Origin of the sequence: Agrobacterium sp. Azo12 (assembly GCF_029193765.2) — a bacterium.
Classification (GTDB): domain Bacteria; phylum Pseudomonadota; class Alphaproteobacteria; order Rhizobiales; family Rhizobiaceae; genus Agrobacterium.
The window spans coordinates 329640-349670 of the sequence record NZ_JARFYO020000003.1 but is presented as its reverse complement, the minus strand read 5'-3'; the positions used below and the strand labels follow the sequence as shown (position 1 = coordinate 349670).

19 protein-coding genes are annotated in these 20031 nt (G+C 52.8%); 4 read left to right on the top strand and 15 right to left on the bottom strand.

Annotated elements, in window-relative coordinates:
- Positions 1-32 precede the first annotated feature (32 nt).
- The 7 genes from PYL13_RS23645 to PYL13_RS23615 all read right to left on the bottom strand — a co-directional run bounded on the left by PYL13_RS23645 (position 33) and on the right by PYL13_RS23615 (position 6520).
- A complete protein-coding gene (locus PYL13_RS23645; protein WP_275643510.1) occupies positions 33-764 on the bottom strand; it encodes a phosphatase PAP2 family protein in 732 nt (243 codons plus the stop codon).
- A 384-nt stretch (positions 765-1148) separates the two neighbouring features.
- Complete coding sequence (locus tag PYL13_RS23640) at positions 1149-1535, bottom strand: hypothetical protein (protein ID WP_275643509.1); 387 nt, start codon at positions 1533-1535, stop codon at positions 1149-1151.
- Between the two features lie 193 nt (positions 1536-1728).
- Complete coding sequence (locus tag PYL13_RS23635; RefSeq protein WP_275643508.1) at positions 1729-2538, bottom strand: alpha/beta fold hydrolase; 810 nt, start codon at positions 2536-2538, stop codon at positions 1729-1731.
- A gap of 292 nt (positions 2539-2830) precedes the next feature.
- A complete protein-coding gene (locus tag PYL13_RS23630) occupies positions 2831-3373 on the bottom strand; it encodes a cytochrome c (protein WP_275643507.1) in 543 nt (180 codons plus the stop codon).
- A 112-nt stretch (positions 3374-3485) separates the two neighbouring features.
- Complete coding sequence (locus PYL13_RS23625; protein ID WP_275643506.1) at positions 3486-4034, bottom strand: DUF1127 domain-containing protein; 549 nt, start codon at positions 4032-4034, stop codon at positions 3486-3488.
- A gap of 250 nt (positions 4035-4284) precedes the next feature.
- On the bottom strand, positions 4285-5493 hold the full coding sequence (locus PYL13_RS23620; protein ID WP_275643505.1) for a cytochrome P450: 1209 nt from the start codon (positions 5491-5493) through the stop codon (positions 4285-4287).
- 250 nt (positions 5494-5743) lie between these two features.
- Positions 5744-6520, bottom strand: a complete 777-nt coding sequence (locus PYL13_RS23615) for an alpha/beta fold hydrolase (protein ID WP_275643504.1) — start codon at positions 6518-6520, stop codon at positions 5744-5746.
- Between the two features lie 405 nt (positions 6521-6925).
- Here PYL13_RS23615 and PYL13_RS23610 point away from each other — a divergent pair, with 405 nt between their 5' ends.
- Positions 6926-7426 (top strand): cupin domain-containing protein, encoded by a 501-nt coding sequence (locus tag PYL13_RS23610; protein WP_275643503.1) that lies wholly within the window; start codon positions 6926-6928, stop codon positions 7424-7426.
- Positions 7427-7955: 529 nt separating this feature from the next.
- On the top strand, positions 7956-9158 hold the full coding sequence (locus tag PYL13_RS23605; RefSeq protein WP_275643502.1) for a cytochrome P450: 1203 nt from the start codon (positions 7956-7958) through the stop codon (positions 9156-9158).
- Positions 9159-9888: 730 nt separating this feature from the next.
- Here PYL13_RS23605 and def read toward each other — a convergent pair.
- On the bottom strand, positions 9889-10377 hold the full coding sequence (gene def / locus PYL13_RS23600; RefSeq protein ID WP_275643501.1) for a peptide deformylase: 489 nt from the start codon (positions 10375-10377) through the stop codon (positions 9889-9891).
- A gap of 415 nt (positions 10378-10792) precedes the next feature.
- On the opposite strand from def, the gene PYL13_RS27010 reads away from it, so the two are divergent.
- Positions 10793-10978, top strand: a complete 186-nt coding sequence (locus PYL13_RS27010; RefSeq protein WP_368077704.1) for a DUF1127 domain-containing protein — start codon at positions 10793-10795, stop codon at positions 10976-10978.
- Between the two features lie 177 nt (positions 10979-11155).
- On the opposite strand, the gene PYL13_RS23595 is transcribed toward PYL13_RS27010, so the two are convergent.
- Positions 11156-12298: an esterase-like activity of phytase family protein gene (locus PYL13_RS23595; RefSeq protein WP_275643500.1), complete on the bottom strand. Its 1143-nt coding sequence runs from the start codon at positions 12296-12298 to the stop codon at positions 11156-11158.
- Positions 12299-12826: 528 nt separating this feature from the next.
- Here PYL13_RS23595 and PYL13_RS23590 point away from each other — a divergent pair.
- Entirely contained in the window at positions 12827-13864 is a 1038-nt protein-coding gene (locus PYL13_RS23590) for a glutamine synthetase beta-grasp domain-containing protein (protein ID WP_192490150.1), read from the top strand.
- A 274-nt stretch (positions 13865-14138) separates the two neighbouring features.
- On the opposite strand, the gene PYL13_RS23585 is transcribed toward PYL13_RS23590, so the two are convergent.
- The 6 genes from PYL13_RS23585 to PYL13_RS23565 form a co-directional block, all read right to left on the bottom strand.
- On the bottom strand, positions 14139-15197 hold the full coding sequence (locus PYL13_RS23585; RefSeq protein ID WP_275643499.1) for a ketopantoate reductase family protein: 1059 nt from the start codon (positions 15195-15197) through the stop codon (positions 14139-14141).
- Between the two features lie 304 nt (positions 15198-15501).
- Complete coding sequence (locus tag PYL13_RS27005) at positions 15502-15933, bottom strand: BA14K family protein (protein ID WP_368077710.1); 432 nt, start codon at positions 15931-15933, stop codon at positions 15502-15504.
- A gap of 653 nt (positions 15934-16586) precedes the next feature.
- Positions 16587-17846, bottom strand: coding sequence for an ABC transporter substrate-binding protein (locus PYL13_RS23580; protein ID WP_275643498.1), 1260 nt, complete (start codon positions 17844-17846; stop codon positions 16587-16589).
- A gap of 2 nt (positions 17847-17848) precedes the next feature.
- A complete protein-coding gene (locus tag PYL13_RS23575) occupies positions 17849-18895 on the bottom strand; it encodes an aldo/keto reductase (RefSeq protein ID WP_275643497.1) in 1047 nt (348 codons plus the stop codon).
- Between the two features lie 10 nt (positions 18896-18905).
- Positions 18906-19256 (bottom strand): TIGR04076 family protein, encoded by a 351-nt coding sequence (locus PYL13_RS23570; protein ID WP_250984659.1) that lies wholly within the window; start codon positions 19254-19256, stop codon positions 18906-18908.
- Positions 19249-19986, bottom strand: coding sequence for a GntR family transcriptional regulator (locus PYL13_RS23565; protein WP_275643496.1), 738 nt, complete (start codon positions 19984-19986; stop codon positions 19249-19251). Before PYL13_RS23565 ends, PYL13_RS23570 begins: the two co-directional genes overlap by 8 nt.
- Between the last annotated feature and the right edge of the window lie 45 nt (positions 19987-20031).

The following is a 20031-nucleotide window of genomic DNA, read 5'->3' as shown; positions in this document are numbered from 1 at the left end:
AAATTTCATTTATTTCACAAGTATCAATTTAATCATTTATTGCGTTGTCTAAACAAGGCTGATTGGTCGTTATAGGTGAGCGACGGGCGCTTGAAAAAGAGCGGCGAAATGATCGCCGCGCACAGCCAACCTAAGATACATCCACCGAGTACGTCGGTGGGCCAATGCTGCTCAGTAAAGATACGTGACAGGCCAATAAGGACCATCATCCCGAAAGCAGTTCCCCGCCATCCGGGTAATCTCGAGACGATGCAGTAACAAACGGCGCCCGAAAGAGCAGCCTGGGCGGATGGAAACGATTCAAAGGCTCGCGAAACAGAAAATGGGCTGAAGAAAAACATATCGGGCACTGTCAACGTCGTTGGACGAGCCCTGCCAATGGATACTTTCGCAATGATGGCGACTAACAGTGCAAACACGCCGCTGACTAGAACAAAACCAAGAAGTTTTGCAAATGCTGAAGCCAAAGTACGTCTCACGACGAATGCGAAAAGCGTTGTGAGAACGAGTAACGTCGCGATTGCGGACAATAGGTTTGTCGGTTCGGTAAATTCGGTCAGATCCTGAAAAAAAACCTTAACGACTGCTGGCGTTTCTCGAGCAGCCATCACGACGGCCTCGTCAAAAAAAGCCACAGCTCCAAATGCGATGACCACGAGGCAGGCCCTAGTTATTCTGGCTTTACGCGAGGCCGGAATTTGCGAGCTGTCTTTACTGGTATCTGTTGATAGGCCTGACAGCCATTTTACGGATTTCAACACCATGGGTTCTCAAGCCTTAATTGTACGACGGTCTAGACATGCATTTCGCATCACGTGCGATTCACGATCGGTAGGCCCAAATGCGTTTCAGACTTTTGAACTTCAGCGTTATGTCGGTGAGGTGGAAAATCATTACACTTGAAATATGAGACTGCGACGCGCCGGGTAAACATTCGCGCATCAAAGGGGCACCGCTAGCTGCCTATGATTGAGAGTATGCGCTGTCATGACGCTACCCATCCCACGACCTCCGCCAGCCGCCCCGATGGACGTCACTGGTCAGGCTAACAGCTAGGTTCGCCCGTTAACCGACTTTTCACTCATTTGGCGATGCCGTTGAGGTTGTAGAATCCCCGCCCTGCGCTCAACAGACAGCCGCGTCACCGCTCAAGGGTACCAGTCCGGATAGAGTGGCGCAGACTGCAGGAGAACGGAAAAGATGGTAATGTGAATTATGCTGAGAGCGAGCAAGAGGATTAGGGGAAAGATACCATTGAACCAAACGTCTTCTGCACTGTTTTCAACCGCCATCTTACTGCCTGAAGCCGTGGTTGCAGTTTCATCAACATGCTGAGATATCACAATTGGCTTGGTTGGTTTGAACGGCGGTTCACCAAGTATGGCGATGATACTCTCAGCGGTTTGTGTATAGTGCGGATCGTTAACTTCCGTCCGAAACCGCGGCCTGCGCAGTTCATCTTCAGATCGAACGCTTACCAGATGGAGATGGCGGCTCTGAGGTTTCGAGGTGGCCTCTTCGTGGTAATCTTGCATGCGGATTTCTCCTTTGAAATAAAGGTTTGGTGTGCAGGTAGTGCTGTGGGGGTGAAGTCAGGGATTGTTTTGGGGCGCACAATCAAGCCTAAGCCGAGCCCCCCGGTACGGAGGCGCTTGGCGTCACGTCGCAGGGATTGCGAACCCTATCGATGTGAATATGTTTGTTGATTTTGCAGTCGGCTAGGACTGCTCAAATGTCTTCGAGAAATCTTTCCAGATAGCCATTAAACTCTTCGCTGTTCTGGAGAAACGGGGCATGCCCGGCCCGCGGAATACGAAAGCACGTACCCTTCCATAGTTTTGAGTAAGGCACGCTATCAACGTAATCCAGGTTAATAATCGAATCGTCGGCGCCATTAACAATGGCTGTGGGAATGGTTGTAGAACTTACAATGGCGCGCTGATTGCTTTTTTCCGTAATTCGCGCAGCGGAGGACAGGATTGTCCGGAAACTCAAATCTGTTCTCATCGCCGCCTGTTCCAGTTGGTACGTTGTTTCATCGCCGAAAACCCTGTTCACGAACTGCATCGCCTCCAGCTCGGTGAACTTTCCCCGAGATGCCAGACCCTTCAGCAGACCGTCGCTGAACCCTTCCGATATATCTGGCCCTACCGGTGACGTACCTGTTAGAAACAGCCCGCGGAGTGGATACGAACGCGCTGCTACTTCGATTGCAACGTGTCCGCCCAAAGACCAGCCAACAAGGACGGGTCTTTTCAAATCCAGCTTTTCAAGAAGTTCAATGCACGCGTCTGCGAGGCCGGGTAACGGATATGTTCTCTCCTTGACTTCAGCCTCATCAGACTGACCGTGCCCGGGCAAATCTATGCAGATCAAACGATGATCTCGGCCAAGGTGGGAATTTAACTGTCGGTGAAAAACCCTGCGGCAAGAGGAGTTGCCGTGGATCAGCACGACGTCCAAACCCTTGCCAAGTGTCATCTCGGCGACAAGATTGCCATGCGAGGTATCTACGTTCTGAATCACGGTATCAAACATGTCAGCCTGCTCTCATGCGTTGAATTGTTATGCGGGTAATCCGTCTTGGCTTCTTTTTCATTGGAGGAAGTTCTATGAGGACGGCTTGGCTTCGCTGTTTCGGATTCCGAAAATCGGGTTACAACTGAAAGCCATGGATCTCTTGAAATACGATAAGGCTCAGTGTGCTTACACCCCACCTGAAGGATGACATCCACGCGAGTTGACCCAAGGCGCGGACACGCATGTTTGGCACACTTGAGTTGCACTAAACTAAGCCGCCCAGGCACACATGTTGGTTTCACTTCGCATATCACTGCTGCTTTACTTTATCAGGAGGCGCCAACCGCAGCGTGTGAACAGGAACTGCCTCCGCGGGGCCAAATGGTCCCGGCACCCTGTTTTTCACCGGCTTGAGAGATTTCAGATACTCCACAAGCGCGAGAATATCGGGTTCTTGCAGTTGAGCTAAATCAGCCCACGGCATGACCGGCGACAGAAGTCGGCCATCGGGACGCTCCCCTGTTGTAAGGGCCAGTCTAATGTCCTGTGGGGTCCAAGTGCCGATTCCCGTCTCATCATCAGGTGTTATGTTAGGGCCGATCACGGTGCCGAGATTGGGGTCCCAGAAGCCAACGTCGGACCCAGACAGTGTTTTGCTTTGATCACGTTTACCTAGAAAATGCCCGGGCGTATGACAGTGCTCGCAATTACCAAGCTGAGAGAGATAGTAACCACGGCTCACCAACTGCTGGCTTAGTTTGTCTGCCGCTCCAGCAATCCCCGCAAAATATGTCGTTAGCACGCACACGCTGGCACAAGAGCTGAAAAAGGTGAACAAGCTTGGTAATTTCATCGGTCTGATATCTCTTGTAAAATGGATCAAAGTGCTGGCTAAAAAACACAGCCAGTGAGGCATTGTGGCTGGCGGGCGCTAGCCGATTGGGATGGATAAAGGGGACACCCGCCTATTCACGACCTTGGCGCCGCGAAATAGAGGGATTATCGCCAACCCGTTCACCTGCATCTCGCGCAGAGACCGAAATGGGATAAACAAGACAAGCCGCCGGACCAAAAAGGGAAAAGAAACGAAACCATAGCGACGGACGAGACACGTGAGCGGGGTGTAAATGCTGGTCACTATGACCTCCAGCACGCTCGTTAGTATGAAGCGACCCAACCAAGCCCGTCTCGTGGCCGACACCGGAGAAATCGTCTTCTGAAAAAGAGCGTCTCGCTTTATTTTGCCGTTCAACCAGCCAAGGGTGGTCAACACGCCTCATTTTCCCGACATCCTCTAAAGGTAGGCCGAGACAGCTAATTTCCTGACGGCTCATGCCCAAGTCACGCAGGATATGGTCATCAAGTAACCGCAACTGCTCGATTTGACGGCGAATTTTGCGCTGAAAATTCCACCAAGACAGTGGTGCTGTAAGAGTGTGCGTCAGTCGTTTTGCACAGTGAGACCAAATAGATCTGCGGCCATACAGTGCGTTGTTGCGTGAGTTCGTATTCATCAATAGGGCGCTCCAAGCGGTTTTGATCGCTTGACATTGCCCGTCTGTATTTGTTGCAAGATTGCGATATCAGACAACTCGATTACAGACGTAATCGCATGTGCCGCCGAACAATTTGCACTTGATTTGACGCAAGGCGCCGTCTCTTGAACGCGTAGTCTGGACGTCCTTAAAAACAGTACAGGCGCATTTGCAGGAAATGCGCCTGTTTTCTGAGTGTTGATCCTACTCTACTATATCGCGATACGCTTTAAGCAGGGCTGACAATCAATTCGTCAACGTTTCTGATGCCTGCATGTCCACTGACCCGCAACGACGCATCCCCCAAGCGCAAATCCTGCATGCAATCGAGTAAGGCACCCAATGCCTCTTCCAGTTCTATTTGCGCTAAGGCTTGCCCAAGGCAACGATGCTCGCCGTCACCATAAACAGGATGCCATCGCGGTCGATTGCGCTCGAGTGAAAACACATCCGGCTCAGGAAAGACGCAGGGATCACGCAGAGCTGACATGGTGGACAAGATAAGCATGCTTCCACGCGGTATTACATGGCCGGCAATTTCTATATCCTCCACTGCGAGCCGAGGGATCGATCCCACAGCGGGCTCCAGTCGCAAGCACTCAGCGACAGCAGGTACAATGAGGCGGCGATCCTCCTTCAATCGCAGCCAAATGTCGGATTGTCCAAGCAACAATCCGGTTTGAATCACGATTGCCGCACGTGTGGTATCTGTTCCACCCAAGATCACGCTAGCGAGTTGCATGACTGCCTCAGAAGGTGAAAGCTCGCCCTCTCTATCCACGTTAGAAACGTATTCGGAAATAAAATCGTCGTTCGGCGACTTGCGCCGTTCCGCGATCAACTCTTCGCAATACGATATGAAAATGGCAGTTGCCGCTTCCATTTCCGGTACGTCCTGGTCAGTCCAAGACGTGGTCAGCACCTTGGACACCTGATAAACCAATGCGGTGAAATGCTGGACATCCGACGCGGGGATCCCAAGTATCGCAGCAATTGTGATTGCCGGTATTTGAGCCGCGAATTCATCGCGCAATTTCAATCCATCTTCGCGCAGATGTCTGGATAGCAGGTTTCCTGCCAAAGCTCGTACTTTGGGCCGTAGGGCCTCCATCATTCGGAAAGAGAAACACTTGGTCATTGGCTGACGTCGTCGGCGATGTACGTCACCATTCGAAAACAACATGCTTTTCGACAGAAACTCCAGAATCGGTCCGCTGGTTATTCCACGAGCCCTCAAATATTCAGTTTCAATCTGTTTGGTGCGCGGGTCCTTGACGAAACGCTGAACATCTTCCCCGCGTAAAAGGAGATAGGCTCCATCCTCCCGCTTCAGGAACGGCATGTTTGCACGATATTCTGCAAAGATTTGGTGGGGTCGGGAGTTAAGTTCGGCGTAGGTAAGGACTGGCGGAGCTGGCATCATCGAATAATATGTCAAATGTAAATCCTTGGGTGAGAGGGGCCACCCTTCTGATCCGGCATTACTTTCTGATCATTACAAGGACGCCTGAATCTCATTGCATTTGACATGGTTTCGTTAGGCTGAACTTGGCCCGAGCTCTCAGCTTGCCGGTGGAAGATCACGCATCGTGGAGCGCGTCAGTCTGGAAAATGTTGCATTGTTGTTTTCAAGCGAGTGCATTTTTGCACTCGCTTGATGTTTCTGTTGTCAGTTTGCTTTGTTGTTGTCAGTTGGCTTTGTTCTGGATTGTCTTAGCGGCCTCATCGATCGTGTCTGCGACCACCTTTGGCTGCGTCATGAACAGCGCATGGCTGGCTGAGACCTTGGTAATCTTCGCCTTGATCCGCTCAGCCATGTGAATGAGCATCGCCTGATCAAAGGCCTTGTCTTCCGTGGCAATGACAGCCCAGCTGGGCTTGGTGCGCCAGGCAGCATTTTTGAGCTTTGTGCCAAACACCTCCAGATTGATAGGAACCTGCGAGTCTCGCATGAAGGCAGCATCTTCATCACTGACATCATGGGCAAACCCGGCTTTGAATTTCTCGGGGCTGACAAAACCGAAGCCGTCATCAGCCTTGTCGATCACAAATTCGGAGGCTGGGGCAAAACCCTCATATTGCTGGCCGGTCGTTTCACCAGCATCTGGCGACAGGGCCGACACATATACCAGGCCAGCGACATTGGCGTGAATGCCTGCTTCCGTGATGACGGTACCGCCCCAGGAGTGACCGACAAGAATGGTTGGGCCGTCCTGACGGTCGAGTGCGCGGTTTGTCGCGGCAACATCGTCGTCAAGAGAAGTCAGGGGGTTCTGGACAATCGTTACCTTGTAGCCACGCTGGGTGAGCTGATCGTAAACGCCGCGCCATCCCGAACCGTCTGCGAATGCACCGTGGACGAGGACGACATTCTTGACGGGCTGGGCTGCTGATACTGAAGTTGACTGTCCTGCGGCGGCGATAGCGATAGCGGCGGCAGCTGTGAGGAATTTGTTGTCGGTCATCTGCATCACTCCGTTGTTATGCGATAACTATTATCGCGATAACTATATAAAACCAGACATCAGCAGGACAGTCAACTCCTTTTTTCGGGACGGGTTTATTGCCCCAGTTCGCCATCCAACAACGGGGTCCTACAACCTATTGAAGTCAATGACGGTATCGTCGCACATTTTTGAAGGACATCGGTTCTGTGGCCAAAACGATGGACAGTACTCTGAAGGACATCAAACAGGGTGTAACTGAGGCCTGGAACAGCATGTACACGGCCATGGTCTGATCCCACATGCGCAACAATCGGTTTCAATGGAAACGTTAAGGCTGAGTTTTGTAGCCGAAACGCAACGCCGATCCCTCACCCCCGGAATGAGCCTGACGCAGTGTCATGCAGTACTCGAAAGGAAAATCGAATGCATGCGTCGTTCAAAATGGTATCCAAATGCCCTGGCGATGATGGTGAATGGTGGGAGGTGACGCCCGGTGAACGATTTACAATCCGGACTTCTGTCGCGATGACCGGAGGCCTGTACACTATGATCGAAGTTACGGCGGAGTCACGCAACGGTATACCCGTTCATACTCACCCTGACGAGGAGGAGCACATCATTGTGTTAGAAGGCAGTATTCACCTCACAAATGGCGACCAGAACCTTGTATTGTCAGCGGGGAACTCTGCAACTGTAAAGCGTGGCGAACCACACGCGTGGTGCAATCTGTCAGATAATATTGCCAGGATGCTGATCGTTTTTTCGCAGGGACACAAAGACAAGGCATTTGGGCTCATCAGTTCAGCGGACGACAGCTATTTGCCGGCCACCACTGAACCAGGAGAAAACGGTGGGTCCACGATTGTCAGCCCACCACCTTTCGACAACGTTTTTTCCGCTATGTCACCTCGTCCAAGCCGATGATCACTACAATAGGTGGAGTGGCTGAGATCGGTCCATTTCCAACGCCGCCTATAGGGCATCTATTTGAGCGGCTCAAAGCACCTGTTAACGCTGATCCGCTTGGCCGCAACTGGCATTCTCATGCACCCTCGCCCCATTTTGGTGGCAGCAGCGCATCGAAGACCGAAGCGTCGGCAAAACGACTCTTACAGATAAAACAGGACGGTTACACTTGAAGCTACTAAACGTTTGCTTCAAGCATCTCGCAAACGTAATTGAGCGCCAGGTGATCTGTATAGACATCCAGTGATCCTGTTCCCCTAGAGGTTATACCTCAAACCTAAGCCTGGGCAGCCAGGCTTTTTTTTCGCCTGGATAAAGCATGCAGGCTCATGGGCGTCTCTTGAAACCGTCACACTTTGGTTGGTCTTCGCCAAACTTACTTAGGATCTGGCGGGCTCGGGTTACATTTGAAACACAAAATATAAATTAGGAATATCGGCAAATTTGATAAATATGATACTTTAGGTATTATTCGTGATACCTCAGGATGAATTACATCACACATGGAGATATGATGCTGACCGTAGCGGAACTGAACGCAGACCCTCACAAAGCATTTGCCCGGTGGCGGCCCAATCAGCGCATCGTTGAATATGAAGGTGGCGGCTTCTTTGTGCTGCGCCACGCCGATGTTATTCGGTTGAGCAATGATCCGCGCCTCGTTTCAACAGAGACGGCTATTCCCGACTCCAGAGGGGTGTCTGAGGGAAGTCTGCACGAATTTTTTAGTCACGGTATGTTGACGGCGAATGGTGCACACCATGAAAGACGTCGTTCGCTCATATCGCGTTCATTGTCGATGTTTGTGGCAACGAAATTGCGAGCGCATGTCCGCGATGCGACTGAAAGTTTGATCGACGCAGTATATAAGGACGGACAGGTCGAGTTCGTCAGCCATTTCGCCGACCAAATTCCTATCCTTGCCTTGGCCGGCCTACTGGGAGTGTCTGACCAGGAACGCGGTTCTTTCATGGTCAACATTCGCGAACTCAGTCGTTTCTTCAGCCCTTCATCAAGCGAAGCAGACATCAAAAGATCGTCAGAGGCAATGGATTTCCTACGCGACTTCCTGGTGCAAAAAATCGCAGAACCAAATGGGCCCGACGATCAAGCATTCGTTGCCGCGTTCAAAAGTGCTTGTTTTGCCGAAGGCGTGCCACCGCTTGAAGCTGCCATCCAGATCATTCAACTGATCATAGGAGGAACGGAGTCTGTTCGAGCGGCAATTGTCGCTCAAACCTCCCTTCTCCTTTTAAATCGAAAGCAATGGAACTCGGTGTGTGATGATCCAGACCTCATCCCCGCAGCAGTTGATGAAGCTATGCGTTACCAGCCGGGGATCGCCGGACTGGTGCGGCTGACTACGGAGAAAATTGAATTGCAGGGAGAAACACTTCCTGCGCAGGCCCTCGTAATACTCTCAACATTATCTGCATTGAGGGACGAGACAGTTTACCATCGCCCTGACATATTCGACATCAGACGTGGAGATTCCGCTCGAAAGCATTTGGCCTTCGGAGCGGGCCCGCATCGATGCGTGGCAGATCATCTGGCACGCATCGAACTGGAAGAATGCCTGCATGTCCTTTCGCAGCGACTGCCGAAGCTTCGGCTTGACGACATTCCTGTTTTCAATGGGCATGTTTTCATCCGGGTCCCAAGCTGTTTCTGTGTGAGCTGGCCAGTCTGAATGGACAAGGCTCCCTCTTATGAGCGCCGCTATTCCATTCCATGAACTCCCAAGTCCGGCGAGAGCCTCGTCGGACACATATATCGCCGTTCTCCAGCAACACGTCCCGTCTTGCCTAAGGACTGCGGCCATGGCTGGTTGTACAGTTCCTGTCACTTTGGTCCGCCATTAACTGAGCGACGACACATCTGCTAAAAGTACAGTGCGAAAAAGCGTGGGTTACAAGCGTAATCCGTTCAGTTGAATTCTGAAACGGTGCTGTTTTTTTTGAGGAGCAAAATGGTCCTCCCGACAATCTCGGTATTACAAATCATCACCGGAGCCACAATGAAGTTAACTGCTCTAACGGTCGTACTGACTACCATTACCGCTGCACCTACCTCGGCTTTCGAGGCTTTTCCCTTCAGCCTCACCTACCCGACACAGTCACGGGCAAAGGCATCAAAACCCTCAGCGAACCAGCCGAAACCGTCATTTAAAACTATGTTCAAATACGACCGTGTGCATAGGGAAAAACCACCGGTCGCAAAAAACGCCCGTCACAATGCCAGACAGGACGACCGTTGAAGGCAACAGTATCGAGCCTCCTTATATCGAGATCGAACAGGAGCTGCACACTTGTTGCATATGGATGTCACGCCGGATGAGCAGCCGTTGATTTGACCCGGCTGCATGTCATTTACACAGTTGCGGTGACAATGAGATATTCGGCGACCGGTCACGTCGTTGGTCATTCTCTGTGATCCAGAATTAGTATTCCGTTGAGGTGATCAATCGCGTGTTGAATTCCTCTCCCCAAATCGTCCTCTGCAATGATTTCGCGCTGCTCTCCGGTGAGGAGAGAATATCCGACCCTCACTCTACTCGGTCGCGTAACATTTATTATTACCCCAGGGATGGACAGGCAGGCTTCGCGCACGGTGACCATATCACCAGCGGTCTCAATGATCTTCGGGTTCACGAAGGGCTGAGATTGCCGCAGGCCACCGCCAGCTGGATCGACGATAATTACCCGCTTGAGAATACCGATCTGGACAGCAGACAATCCCGATCCTCCCGCAGCATACATTGTGTCACACATATTTCTGACGAGCCGGTCTATGCTGTCGTCGTCTCCTGACACAGGCAGAGAGACCTGCCGTAGGACGCTATCCAGTGACGATACTATTTTCTTTACAGCCAGCTTCTGCTCCAACGCATCAGGACCAACGATAGCCAAGAAGCAGTTTTCTCTCCCCATTCCGGCAACGGGATTTTGAAAAACCTGGATATGACTACAGCTAAAACAGCGTTGCGCCACGCTACCCGCAGTCATCCAGTGCGCATGAGATAGGATTATCCTGCTCCCTAGCCGCAGCGCAGGTGGCGTTACATCGGCTACAGCGCCACCAAAACGCTTTTCAAATGCGAGGCTGTCACGGCAGCGTTTTCTTGATCATACAGGTGGCATGGCCCAAGTCCGCAGACGCGGAGTGCGACCTGCATTGTGCGATTTTCATGCTGGTGCCCTTCCTACAAATGCAATCAAATATACAGCTCGTGAAACGAGTGAGCAGAACGCTTCGCCTAAATATTGATCGTCTGGCGCAAATCATTTGTGCATTCAGATTATTTTTAATGCGCGGGAGAGCGTGATGAGATCTCAAAATTCGAAATTATTCTGGCCACTCGGGCAAATCATTGCTGGCGTCGAGCGCAGGTGGAGGTTGCGAAATGCGGCAAACCATCTTGAAGAACTGGATGACCATATGCTTCGCGACATTGGAGTAGGCCGTTGCGATATTGAATATATCGTGCGTCGTGGGCGTGATGGACACTAGTCCTATCTACACCGAACACCCTTTGCCACCCCCCTGAGCTATCGCATGTCATGATATTGGAATTCACCTGGGATTACCCCGGATATTGCGATCCGGGATAATCTATTCATGCACCAGCCAGGATCTTCGCATCGGCCGTTATGATCAACTCAGCTACGAAGCTTGCGCAAATCGCGCCTACCCACCCATCTTAGGCAGATCGATTTTGAAGGCAAAAAACTGGCTTTTCTGGCGCTTGGAGAAATTGTTGTCAGCCGCCAGGATCAGAACATCACTCCCATCCATCGCCTTACCAACAGCGATGCCCTCAATATTATCGGGCGTCAAACCGATTGCGCGCAGGTCAAGCACCTGGGATTTGCGAACAGGTACAACTCGCTCGGCGGTATGAGCAAGTGAAGTGATGTTTGACACATCAGTCGCCCCTTCAACATCGATCATGAACACCTTGATATTATTTCCAAAACCTTGAGAGAAATTGCGTTCGACGACCAGAAGATAACGATCATTGAGCGCTATCATATCTGAGGCACCGTTGTCGTTTGCTCCGTCTGCACTGTCCGGCGCCTGAGGGATAGGCGATACCGGATAGATGTATTGGGCCTTGGGTGTGCCGGTTGAGCCATCGTATCTGATGATCCGCGCAAGGCTGCCCTTTGTCAGGCTTGCCACGTCACCATCCTGAAAAAGTGCAGCCTCAGTTCCAACAAATACATCTCCTGACGGGGAAACTGCCAAATTTTCGAATGAAAGATTTTCCCGCACTCCATGGGCTTTGTCGGCGGTCGGAAAAAACTGCGCAGGAAGCGAAAACTGCCGGATAAATTCCCCACTTCTTGAGGCAACCTGAACGGATGGAGGGCTCATTGGATTGGCACCTCCTTCGCTGGACCAGTAAATTCCATCCGGGCTGATCCGAATTGCCTCGGGATCCACCTCCGCTTTGGAAAAAGCGTCCCCTTCAGCGTTCAAAAACGCAACATGTTTGTTTACACGGACACCTTTCAAACCATCATGGCTGACGTCGATGTCAAGCTCATAGAAACGGGCCGGACCTTTTTCGGAACGATCGTCACTTATGGCAATGTAACGGCCACTGGCCGCATCGAACTCAATGCCCGATATTCCCCCAAACTCAATTCCATATTCCATGCTGCCAGTGGGAATGACGAAGTCGCCGAGATATGTAAATGAGATCGATGCTTGGCACTCTCCAAACGGGCAAGGCGTGGAAATAACCGGGAAGTTTTCATCTGCGTGTAATGTTGAAGCGCCCAGCAGCAAGGCAACAAATGTAAAATGGACTAAGCGTTTATGCATGAGAGGTTCCGATCTGTTTCAGTTGTTGATCCGCGCCACTAAAAGTTGCCTCCATGATCGAAAGCGGAACAAGCGCGTCCCGTGCTGAACAACACACTGGCTGACGAAACCGGCGTTCAATTCGCTGTAAAGGAACGGTTTGCGCAGCTTGCTGTGGGCGCGCATACGTGGTTGGTGGAACGACACGCCTACAGCGCGTGCCTTCTATGCCGCATACGTTGGCGACGTCGAAGCATCTCCAATCTTCAGACATGGTCGATTTCACAAAAGCCCGAGACGGGCTTCAAATGAAACGCGGCCTTGCATTCTGCGTTGTGCCCCACCTGGATTTAATGCCCGCGCGATGCGCCTGCATACCAAATGATTTCATCTCCATGTCGCGGAGCAGCGCGAACGATGCTCGTCATGGAGCCTCAGGGTCGAGCGTTCTTGCCAAGAAAATTACGTCTGAAACCTTGATTGCTCGGCAAGAAATCTGCCTGAAGCAAATAATCATCACAAAGCACTCCTCAACAAAGGAGGTTCGCAATGACTAAGTTTAAACTCGAGTACATCTGGCTCGATGGTTACAAGCCGGTAGCAAACCTGCGTGGCAAAACGCAGGTCAAGGAATTCGACGAATTCCCGACACTCGAGCAGCTTCCGCTTTGGGGCTTTGACGGCTCCTCCACCCAGCAGGCCGAAGGCCACAGCTCGGATTGCGTTCTGAAGCCAGTTGCCATTTATCCTGATCCAGCCCGTACCAACGGCGCGCTCGTCATGTGCGAAGTCATGATGCCAGATGGCGTTACACCACACGCATCCAACAGCCGCGCGACCATCCTCGACGACGAAGATGCATGGTTCGGCTTCGAGCAGGAATATTTCTTCTACGAAGACGGCCGCCCGCTCGGCTTCCCTGAGCAGGGTTACCCAGCTCCGCAGGGCCCATACTACACAGGCGTTGGCTACAAGAATGTCGGCTCCATCGCCCGCGAAATCGTTGAAGAGCACCTCGACCTCTGCCTCGAAGCAGGCATCAACCACGAAGGCATCAACGCCGAAGTGGCCAAGGGTCAGTGGGAATTCCAGGTCTTCGGCAAGGGCTCCAAGAAGGCCGCTGACCAGATCTGGATCGCTCGTTACCTGCTTCTGCGCCTTTGCGAAAAGTACGGCATCGACGTCGAATTCCATTGCAAGCCGCTCGGCGACACCGACTGGAATGGTTCGGGCATGCACTGCAACTTCTCCACCAAGTTCATGCGCGAAGTTGGCGGCAAGGAATATTTCGAAGCCCTCATGGCCGCGTTCTCCAAGAACTGGCAGGAGCATATCGACGTATACGGACCAGACAACCACCTGCGTCTGACCGGCAAGCACGAAACAGCGCCATGGAACAAGTTCTCCTACGGTATTGCTGATCGCGGCGCGTCGATCCGCGTTCCACACTCCTTCGTCAACAACGGTTACCGTGGTTACCTGGAAGACCGCCGCCCGAACTCGCAGGGTTGCCCTTACCAGATCGCGTCTGTCGTTTTGAAGACAATCGCCACAGTTCCGGGCTGGACGAAATCCGCAGTGGCTTGAAAACATTGGCGAGGCACGGTTACAACCGGCCCCGCCATTTCTTCTTCCAAACTGGATAAAATGAAGGGATTATTTTTGCGTCTCATTTTGAGAGCGCCTTGTTTTCCCTGACGGGTTTAAACGAAATGGAGCATAGTCTTTTAGCGAATAAATCCGCCCAAAACATACCTATCGTTCCGCTCAAGTTGAAGGCGCTCCCAACCTGCCCGGTCGCCTCCTGCTGACAAACAGCCACACACCGACAATAAAAGGAGCGTGGCGGCTGCAGAGGATATTATGGATTGTGCGAGAGTTCCAGTTGCCCAGACCCACCATTCAGTGCTGCGACAGGTTGTGCAGCGGTGACTCTACCGTGCTGAACGTTGCGGAAACGCGCAACGTTGGAAATCGTCTGAACAACGGGCATCGAAATTCGCTCCAGGGCCGCCAACTCAAGAACGGCGTCGCAAATGCTTGATAATTCGAGACGTTGACCCCGTTCGTAGTCCTGCAACATCGACGTTTTTACATCGCCCATGCTTTTCCCCATCTCAAGTATGGCCTCCGGTTCGACCTCGAGTTTAGCTTCGTACGCGCTGACAACAGGGAGGACTTCATAGAGCATTTTGCGGCTGATGTCTGAAAGATAGGGATCTCCAAAATTTTCTCTTAACGTGGCACCAGTTATCGCGGTAAGTGGGTTGGAAATCAGATTTCTCGTCACTTTGGTCCAGACAGAATCTCGTATTCGCGGCGCAATATTCGTTGTAATTCCAGATTGCCGCAGGATCTCGGCAATAGCTTCAAGCCGCCAACTTCTACGGTTGTTCAGCTCACCTATCGTCATCTGGAGTGGATTGAATGTGACCGCCGAGCCACGATCAATACGTTGAGCCGTCATGACCGTGGTGGTGCCAATAACTTGATGAGAAGGAATTATCTTCTTTAGGACGTTTTCCGGATCGACCGAAAATATGGTCTTTCCTTCGCGCGCACCATCTATCCCATCGAAATACCACCACGGTATCCCATTGATGACAGGAACCACCGTCGTATCAGGCCCAATGAGATGAGCAATTGACTGCGCAAGGGCAGGTAGATCATGCGACTTCGAGCAAAGGAAAAGAAGGTCGGTTCTGTGAAAATCTGCCGCGACCCCTATATCTACCTCAAGTTCGTGACGCCCTTCAGTGTCGTCAAGGCGCAAACCATTCTCGCGAATGAAATCAACGCTTTCTTGTTTGGCGATCAGTCCAACGTTATGTCCACCAATTATCAATCTGGCCGCGAGCGTAATGCCAATAGCGCCAGCCCCAGCCACGCAGATGCGGGTTTTGTATCCGATAGATTTCATGAGCCAGTCCTTCGTTGTCGTCGAGACTGGATGATCGGCTGCTCACATAGATTGTTTGTTTCGATATACAGGTAATACGCTACAGTCGAAATAGCGGCCCTCTTGGATGGCGCTGTAGAGCATGGGTGGCAGCGGAACGTTTTTCACAGCTGACTGCAGAAATGGCGGCACTAAAACACCCGGTCGATGTCACCTCGGAAAGCAGGCATTGGCACTTGTACAGGAGGCTGATGCCCACCCTACGATCAGCGTTTCGCTCTTAGCGACTGGTCCCTGCGTAAAACCTTGTTGAATAGGAAGGCTGTCAGAACTGTGCAACGGAAGAGTTGCCTAAAGCGTTGCTGGCGGACTGCGACCCGGGCCCAAGACACTGTTTCCGAGTTCCTGTAAAAGGCTGGTATGTGTTGTCCTCAACCCGATAGGAACTATATCGCTCCATACACCACTGGGCATTTGCGTCCAGATCTATTGTATTTTGAACACCTGCTAGGTGCTCAGGTGCCTGCATTTCGGCCGGAGGTACGCAGGTGCGGCGAGGTCCTCCCCCGTATGGCTGGTAGGTATTGCTGCCAGAATCGTAAGAGCGATAGCGCGAACTGCACCATCCTCCGGGATCTACATTCTGCGCTTTGACCGGCGACGCACTCGATAATTCGCCTTCGTTTGCCAATTGTACAGGTATGGAAAAGCGATTGACAGCTTTTGCGCTGCCAGCAGGTTTTGCGTCGGCGATCATAGCAAAAGAAGAAACGCGAGCTGGGAGTCGCTCATATGATTGGTCGGTGAGATCAACGCGCCTTACCTGCGATGTCCAAAGCGGTTCATCGTCAAGATTTGTAAAAGCATGCGGTTTCGAAAACTGCATTATATGAGATGACACCTTCATAGCGCCAGCAGTCATTGGAAGAAGGCAGGAGACAAGAAGCAAGCTTGTGAGAAGTTCACGCATGGTATCGACGGCCCGATTATCTTGCAGGCGCAAATGCCTTTGCGGAAAAATTGTTCCCGATTACAAACGCAGTTTGTCACGGCGTTCACTTTTCTTCAGCACAAACCGGAACGCCTACAACTTAGCCAGGGGTCACTCGTCCCTTCAGCGCAGATTCGCTGTGGATACCCCCGCCAAAGCAATCCATGCGCGCAGCCGCGAATGCCAGACGTCCGACTGGGGTGGCATATTTACTTGTAAAGCACGCCGTCTTCTTATGCGATTGCGCTGACCCAAGCGCGAGTATCGTTGATCAAACTGCAGTTCTGTTGCGTGTCGCGCGGACTTTGGCTTCAAGTTGGCAAACTCTCGAGAGACGTCGTGCAGACGAGGTGCTGGTGCCAGTCGAGAGGTGGTTTGAGTGCGGGCTTGAAACAATTATGCCAAGCCCGCCCAAGTGATCAATTCGACGCTTTGATCTTTGTGACCTCTTCTGCGCTCAACTCTCCGACTGTCGTCACTTCGCCATTGGTGATTTTCCAAAGGCGGAACGGGCCTGTGATATCGCCATACTGGTCGAAGCTGACGGGACCGATAACCCCCTCATACTTTATCGGCTTGCCGTCCTTTATAAGCTGCAGCGCCTTGGCAAATTCCTCCTTGCCGGCATGAATCGGTGTCCCTCCATCGGCCACAACCTCCGGCACCGCAGCCTTGATGGCAGCGGCATCCGACTTGCCTGCCTTGGCAATAGCCAGCGCCACGATCGCCCCGGCATCATAGGAACGATCAGCTGCAGGAGCAGATGGGGATATACCGCCAGAGAAGGCTTCGTAATTGCTGTTGAAATACTCCGTCGATGCCGTAGGGCTTGTGCCAGAAGACGTGCCGTAGGCATTTTCGAGATATTGCGCGCCCACGCTTTCAACGAAGTCCTTGGAATTCATGCCGTCGTTTAAGAGAAAGGTCTGCTTGCCGCCACCGGAAATCCAGGCGCGTGCAATCGTTGCCCCATCAACCGGCGTGCTGACAAGATAAAGCGCATCCGGCTCGCCCGCCATCGCAGCACTGGCTTCAGAAGCATAGCTCGACTGCTTTTCGTTGTAAGGCGTCGTAGAGGTGATGGTGCCGCCGAGTTTCGTGTAGGCAGTGGTGAACTCTTTCACCATGTTGACGCCGAAATCGTTGTTGACGTTGATAATGGCGATCTTCTTCAGACCTTGATCCATCGCATACTTGGCAGCCGCAGTGCCCTGCAGCGCGTCAGAGGTGATTGTGCGGAAAAACACACCATTGGTCTTGCCTTGTCGGCCAAGCTCGGTGAGCGTCGGTGAGGACGAGGCAGGCGAAACCTGCACGACCTTGGCCGGAGCTGTGACCGAGGTCAAAATCGGGATCGACACCGACGAGATGATACCCCCGATGATCACCGGCACCTTCTTGATGTTGACAAGCTGCGTTGCCTGATCAACGGCGACGTTGCCCTGGCTCTGGCTGTCTCGCGTATCGGCCACCACCTTGCAGCCATCGACGCCACCGGCATCGTTGAAGTCACGGAAAGCCATCTCGACAGATTTCGCCCCTGCCTGACCGTATTCGCCAGCAGGCCCTGTCAACTCCATGACGAGGCCAACGGTGATATCGCAATCGGCTGCGAACGCTGGTGCCGTGGACGTCGCCAGTGCTGCAACAATGGCTGAAAGCAGAAATTTCGTTCCCATTTTTATTCCCCTTTATTGAGATTGTATTTCATGATGCTGCCGTGACGGCCCTCCCGGTCCCGCTCCAGCGTATAGACGTCACCCTCGAGCTCTTTGCCTTGTCGCAGGATCAACTCGATCTCTGCCAGGTCTGTGTCGGTGAGTTTGACATTTGCGATGGCGAGATTGGACGGCAGGTGGTCGCGGTTGCGCGCACCAACAATCACAGCGGCCACGCCGGGCTTGGTCAGCATGGCTGCACTGGCGATGGTCGCGATATCCACATCATGCCGGTCAGCGATCTTGCGGAGTGTCGACAACAGCGCCTGGAACAGCTCCCAGCCGCCGAAATCGTCGATAATCAGCTTGTATTTGGTGAGCGAACGGTTTTCGAGCGGATGTTCGGGCTCTGGCTGGCCCAGCCAACGATCACCTAGAAAGCCGCCGGCCACCGTGCCGTAGCAGAACAGCGAAAAATCCTTATCGGCAGCGAGCTCCACCATTCGCTTTTCCGGGCGAAGATCGAGCAACGAATATTGCAGCTGAAGTGAAGTGAACGACACGCCAGATGCAACGATCGCCTCGATATGATCGGTATCGAAATTGGTAGCACTGACCTTGCCGATCTTGCCGGCCTGCTGCAGTTCCTTCAGCCAGCCAGCTGTCTCCTGCCAGCCTGGAATATCGTACGCCCACCAGTGGAACTGGACGAGATCAAGGCAATCAAGATTGAGGCGCTTGCGCGAAGTATCTATGACGCCCTCGACATATGCCTTTGTGATGGCGGGCAAGACTGCCAGATCAGGAACGAACTTGGTGTGCACCCGTATGCGCGACAGCGCCTCGCTACCGCGCTGGTTACCATAGGCCAGACGAAAGCGGCCAATCAGCTCTTCAACGCCAGTATAGATGTCGGCGCAATCAAATGTGGTGATGCCTGCATCGGCAAAAGCGATCATGTCATCGATCGCACTTTCGGTATCAACCGCGCCATGCCCGCCCGCCAACTGCCAGCCGCCACGGATGACGCGGGATATTTCATAACCGGGGGCGATGGTGATGCGTTGCATGTCTACTGGCCTATTCTGCTATCAAGGGAACCGCTGTCGTCGCGGCGTGGCTGAAACGGCGGAGACCCGTACGGGTGATCCTTAACCGGGTGGAACAATTCGGATCGGGGCAAGCGATTTCGGTATCCGTCGTCATCCAGTCGTTGCGATGGGTCGCACGCTGCTTTGCGGCCAGCAGGGGCAAAACGGATGCCAGCGAGTAAATGGAGATGCCCTGACCGGGCGGCAGGTGCAGCATCTCGCCATGCAGTTCGAAGTGATCACCGGGCTTTGCTCCACAATAGACAGCCCCGCCTTCGGGAAAGACCACATCGATGCGCAGGTCGAAAAGGTCAAAACCGTCATCCAACGGATCAGCCATGGTTGTGCCCTTTCTCTACCTCGTCTTCCAGTCGCCCGCGGATCAGATCGAAAGATCGGCTGATGTCGTTGGTGAGCGATTGCGTCGCCCCTTCAACATCGCGTCTTTCCAGCGCATCGATCATGGACCAGTGGTGGTTGGTCGCCGCCAGTCCGCCCTGTTCATCATGGATATGCGCTGCCTTGCGGATGATCGCCCCCGACTGAAGCCAGAGGCTTTCAACGATCGGGATTAGCACCGGCGAGCGTGCGGCCTGATAGATGTGGAAGTGAAAGCGCTGGTTCAGCGCAGAGGTGACGTGGCCGATATCCTTGCCGTGCTGCTCGAAAGCCAGATCGCAATCGACATTGATCTGCTTGAGGACGGCGAAGTCGTCGGCTGTCAAGTTTGGCAATGCGAGAGCGACCATTTGTCCCTCGATCAGAATGCGTGCCCGGGCAAGGTCATCGAGGCGACTGCGAGTGATAAGCGGTACGCGCACCGACCGGTTTGGCAAAGATTCAAGCGCCTGCTCCGACACGAGCCGACCCAGCGCCTCGCGCACTGGCATGGTGCTGGTCTGCAACCGTTCAGCAAGATCGACAATGCGCAAGATGTCGCCAGCATCGAACATGCCATTGATCAGCGAATTGCGCAGCTGCGTGTAGACGCGATCTTGCAGCGTCTCGCGACCAACCGGCGCAAGTGCATCACCGCGATCAAAGCTGCTGGCCTCAGAAACAATACTCATCTCGATTACCGTCCCATTTGCATCGCCTGAAACAACTTTTTGTGG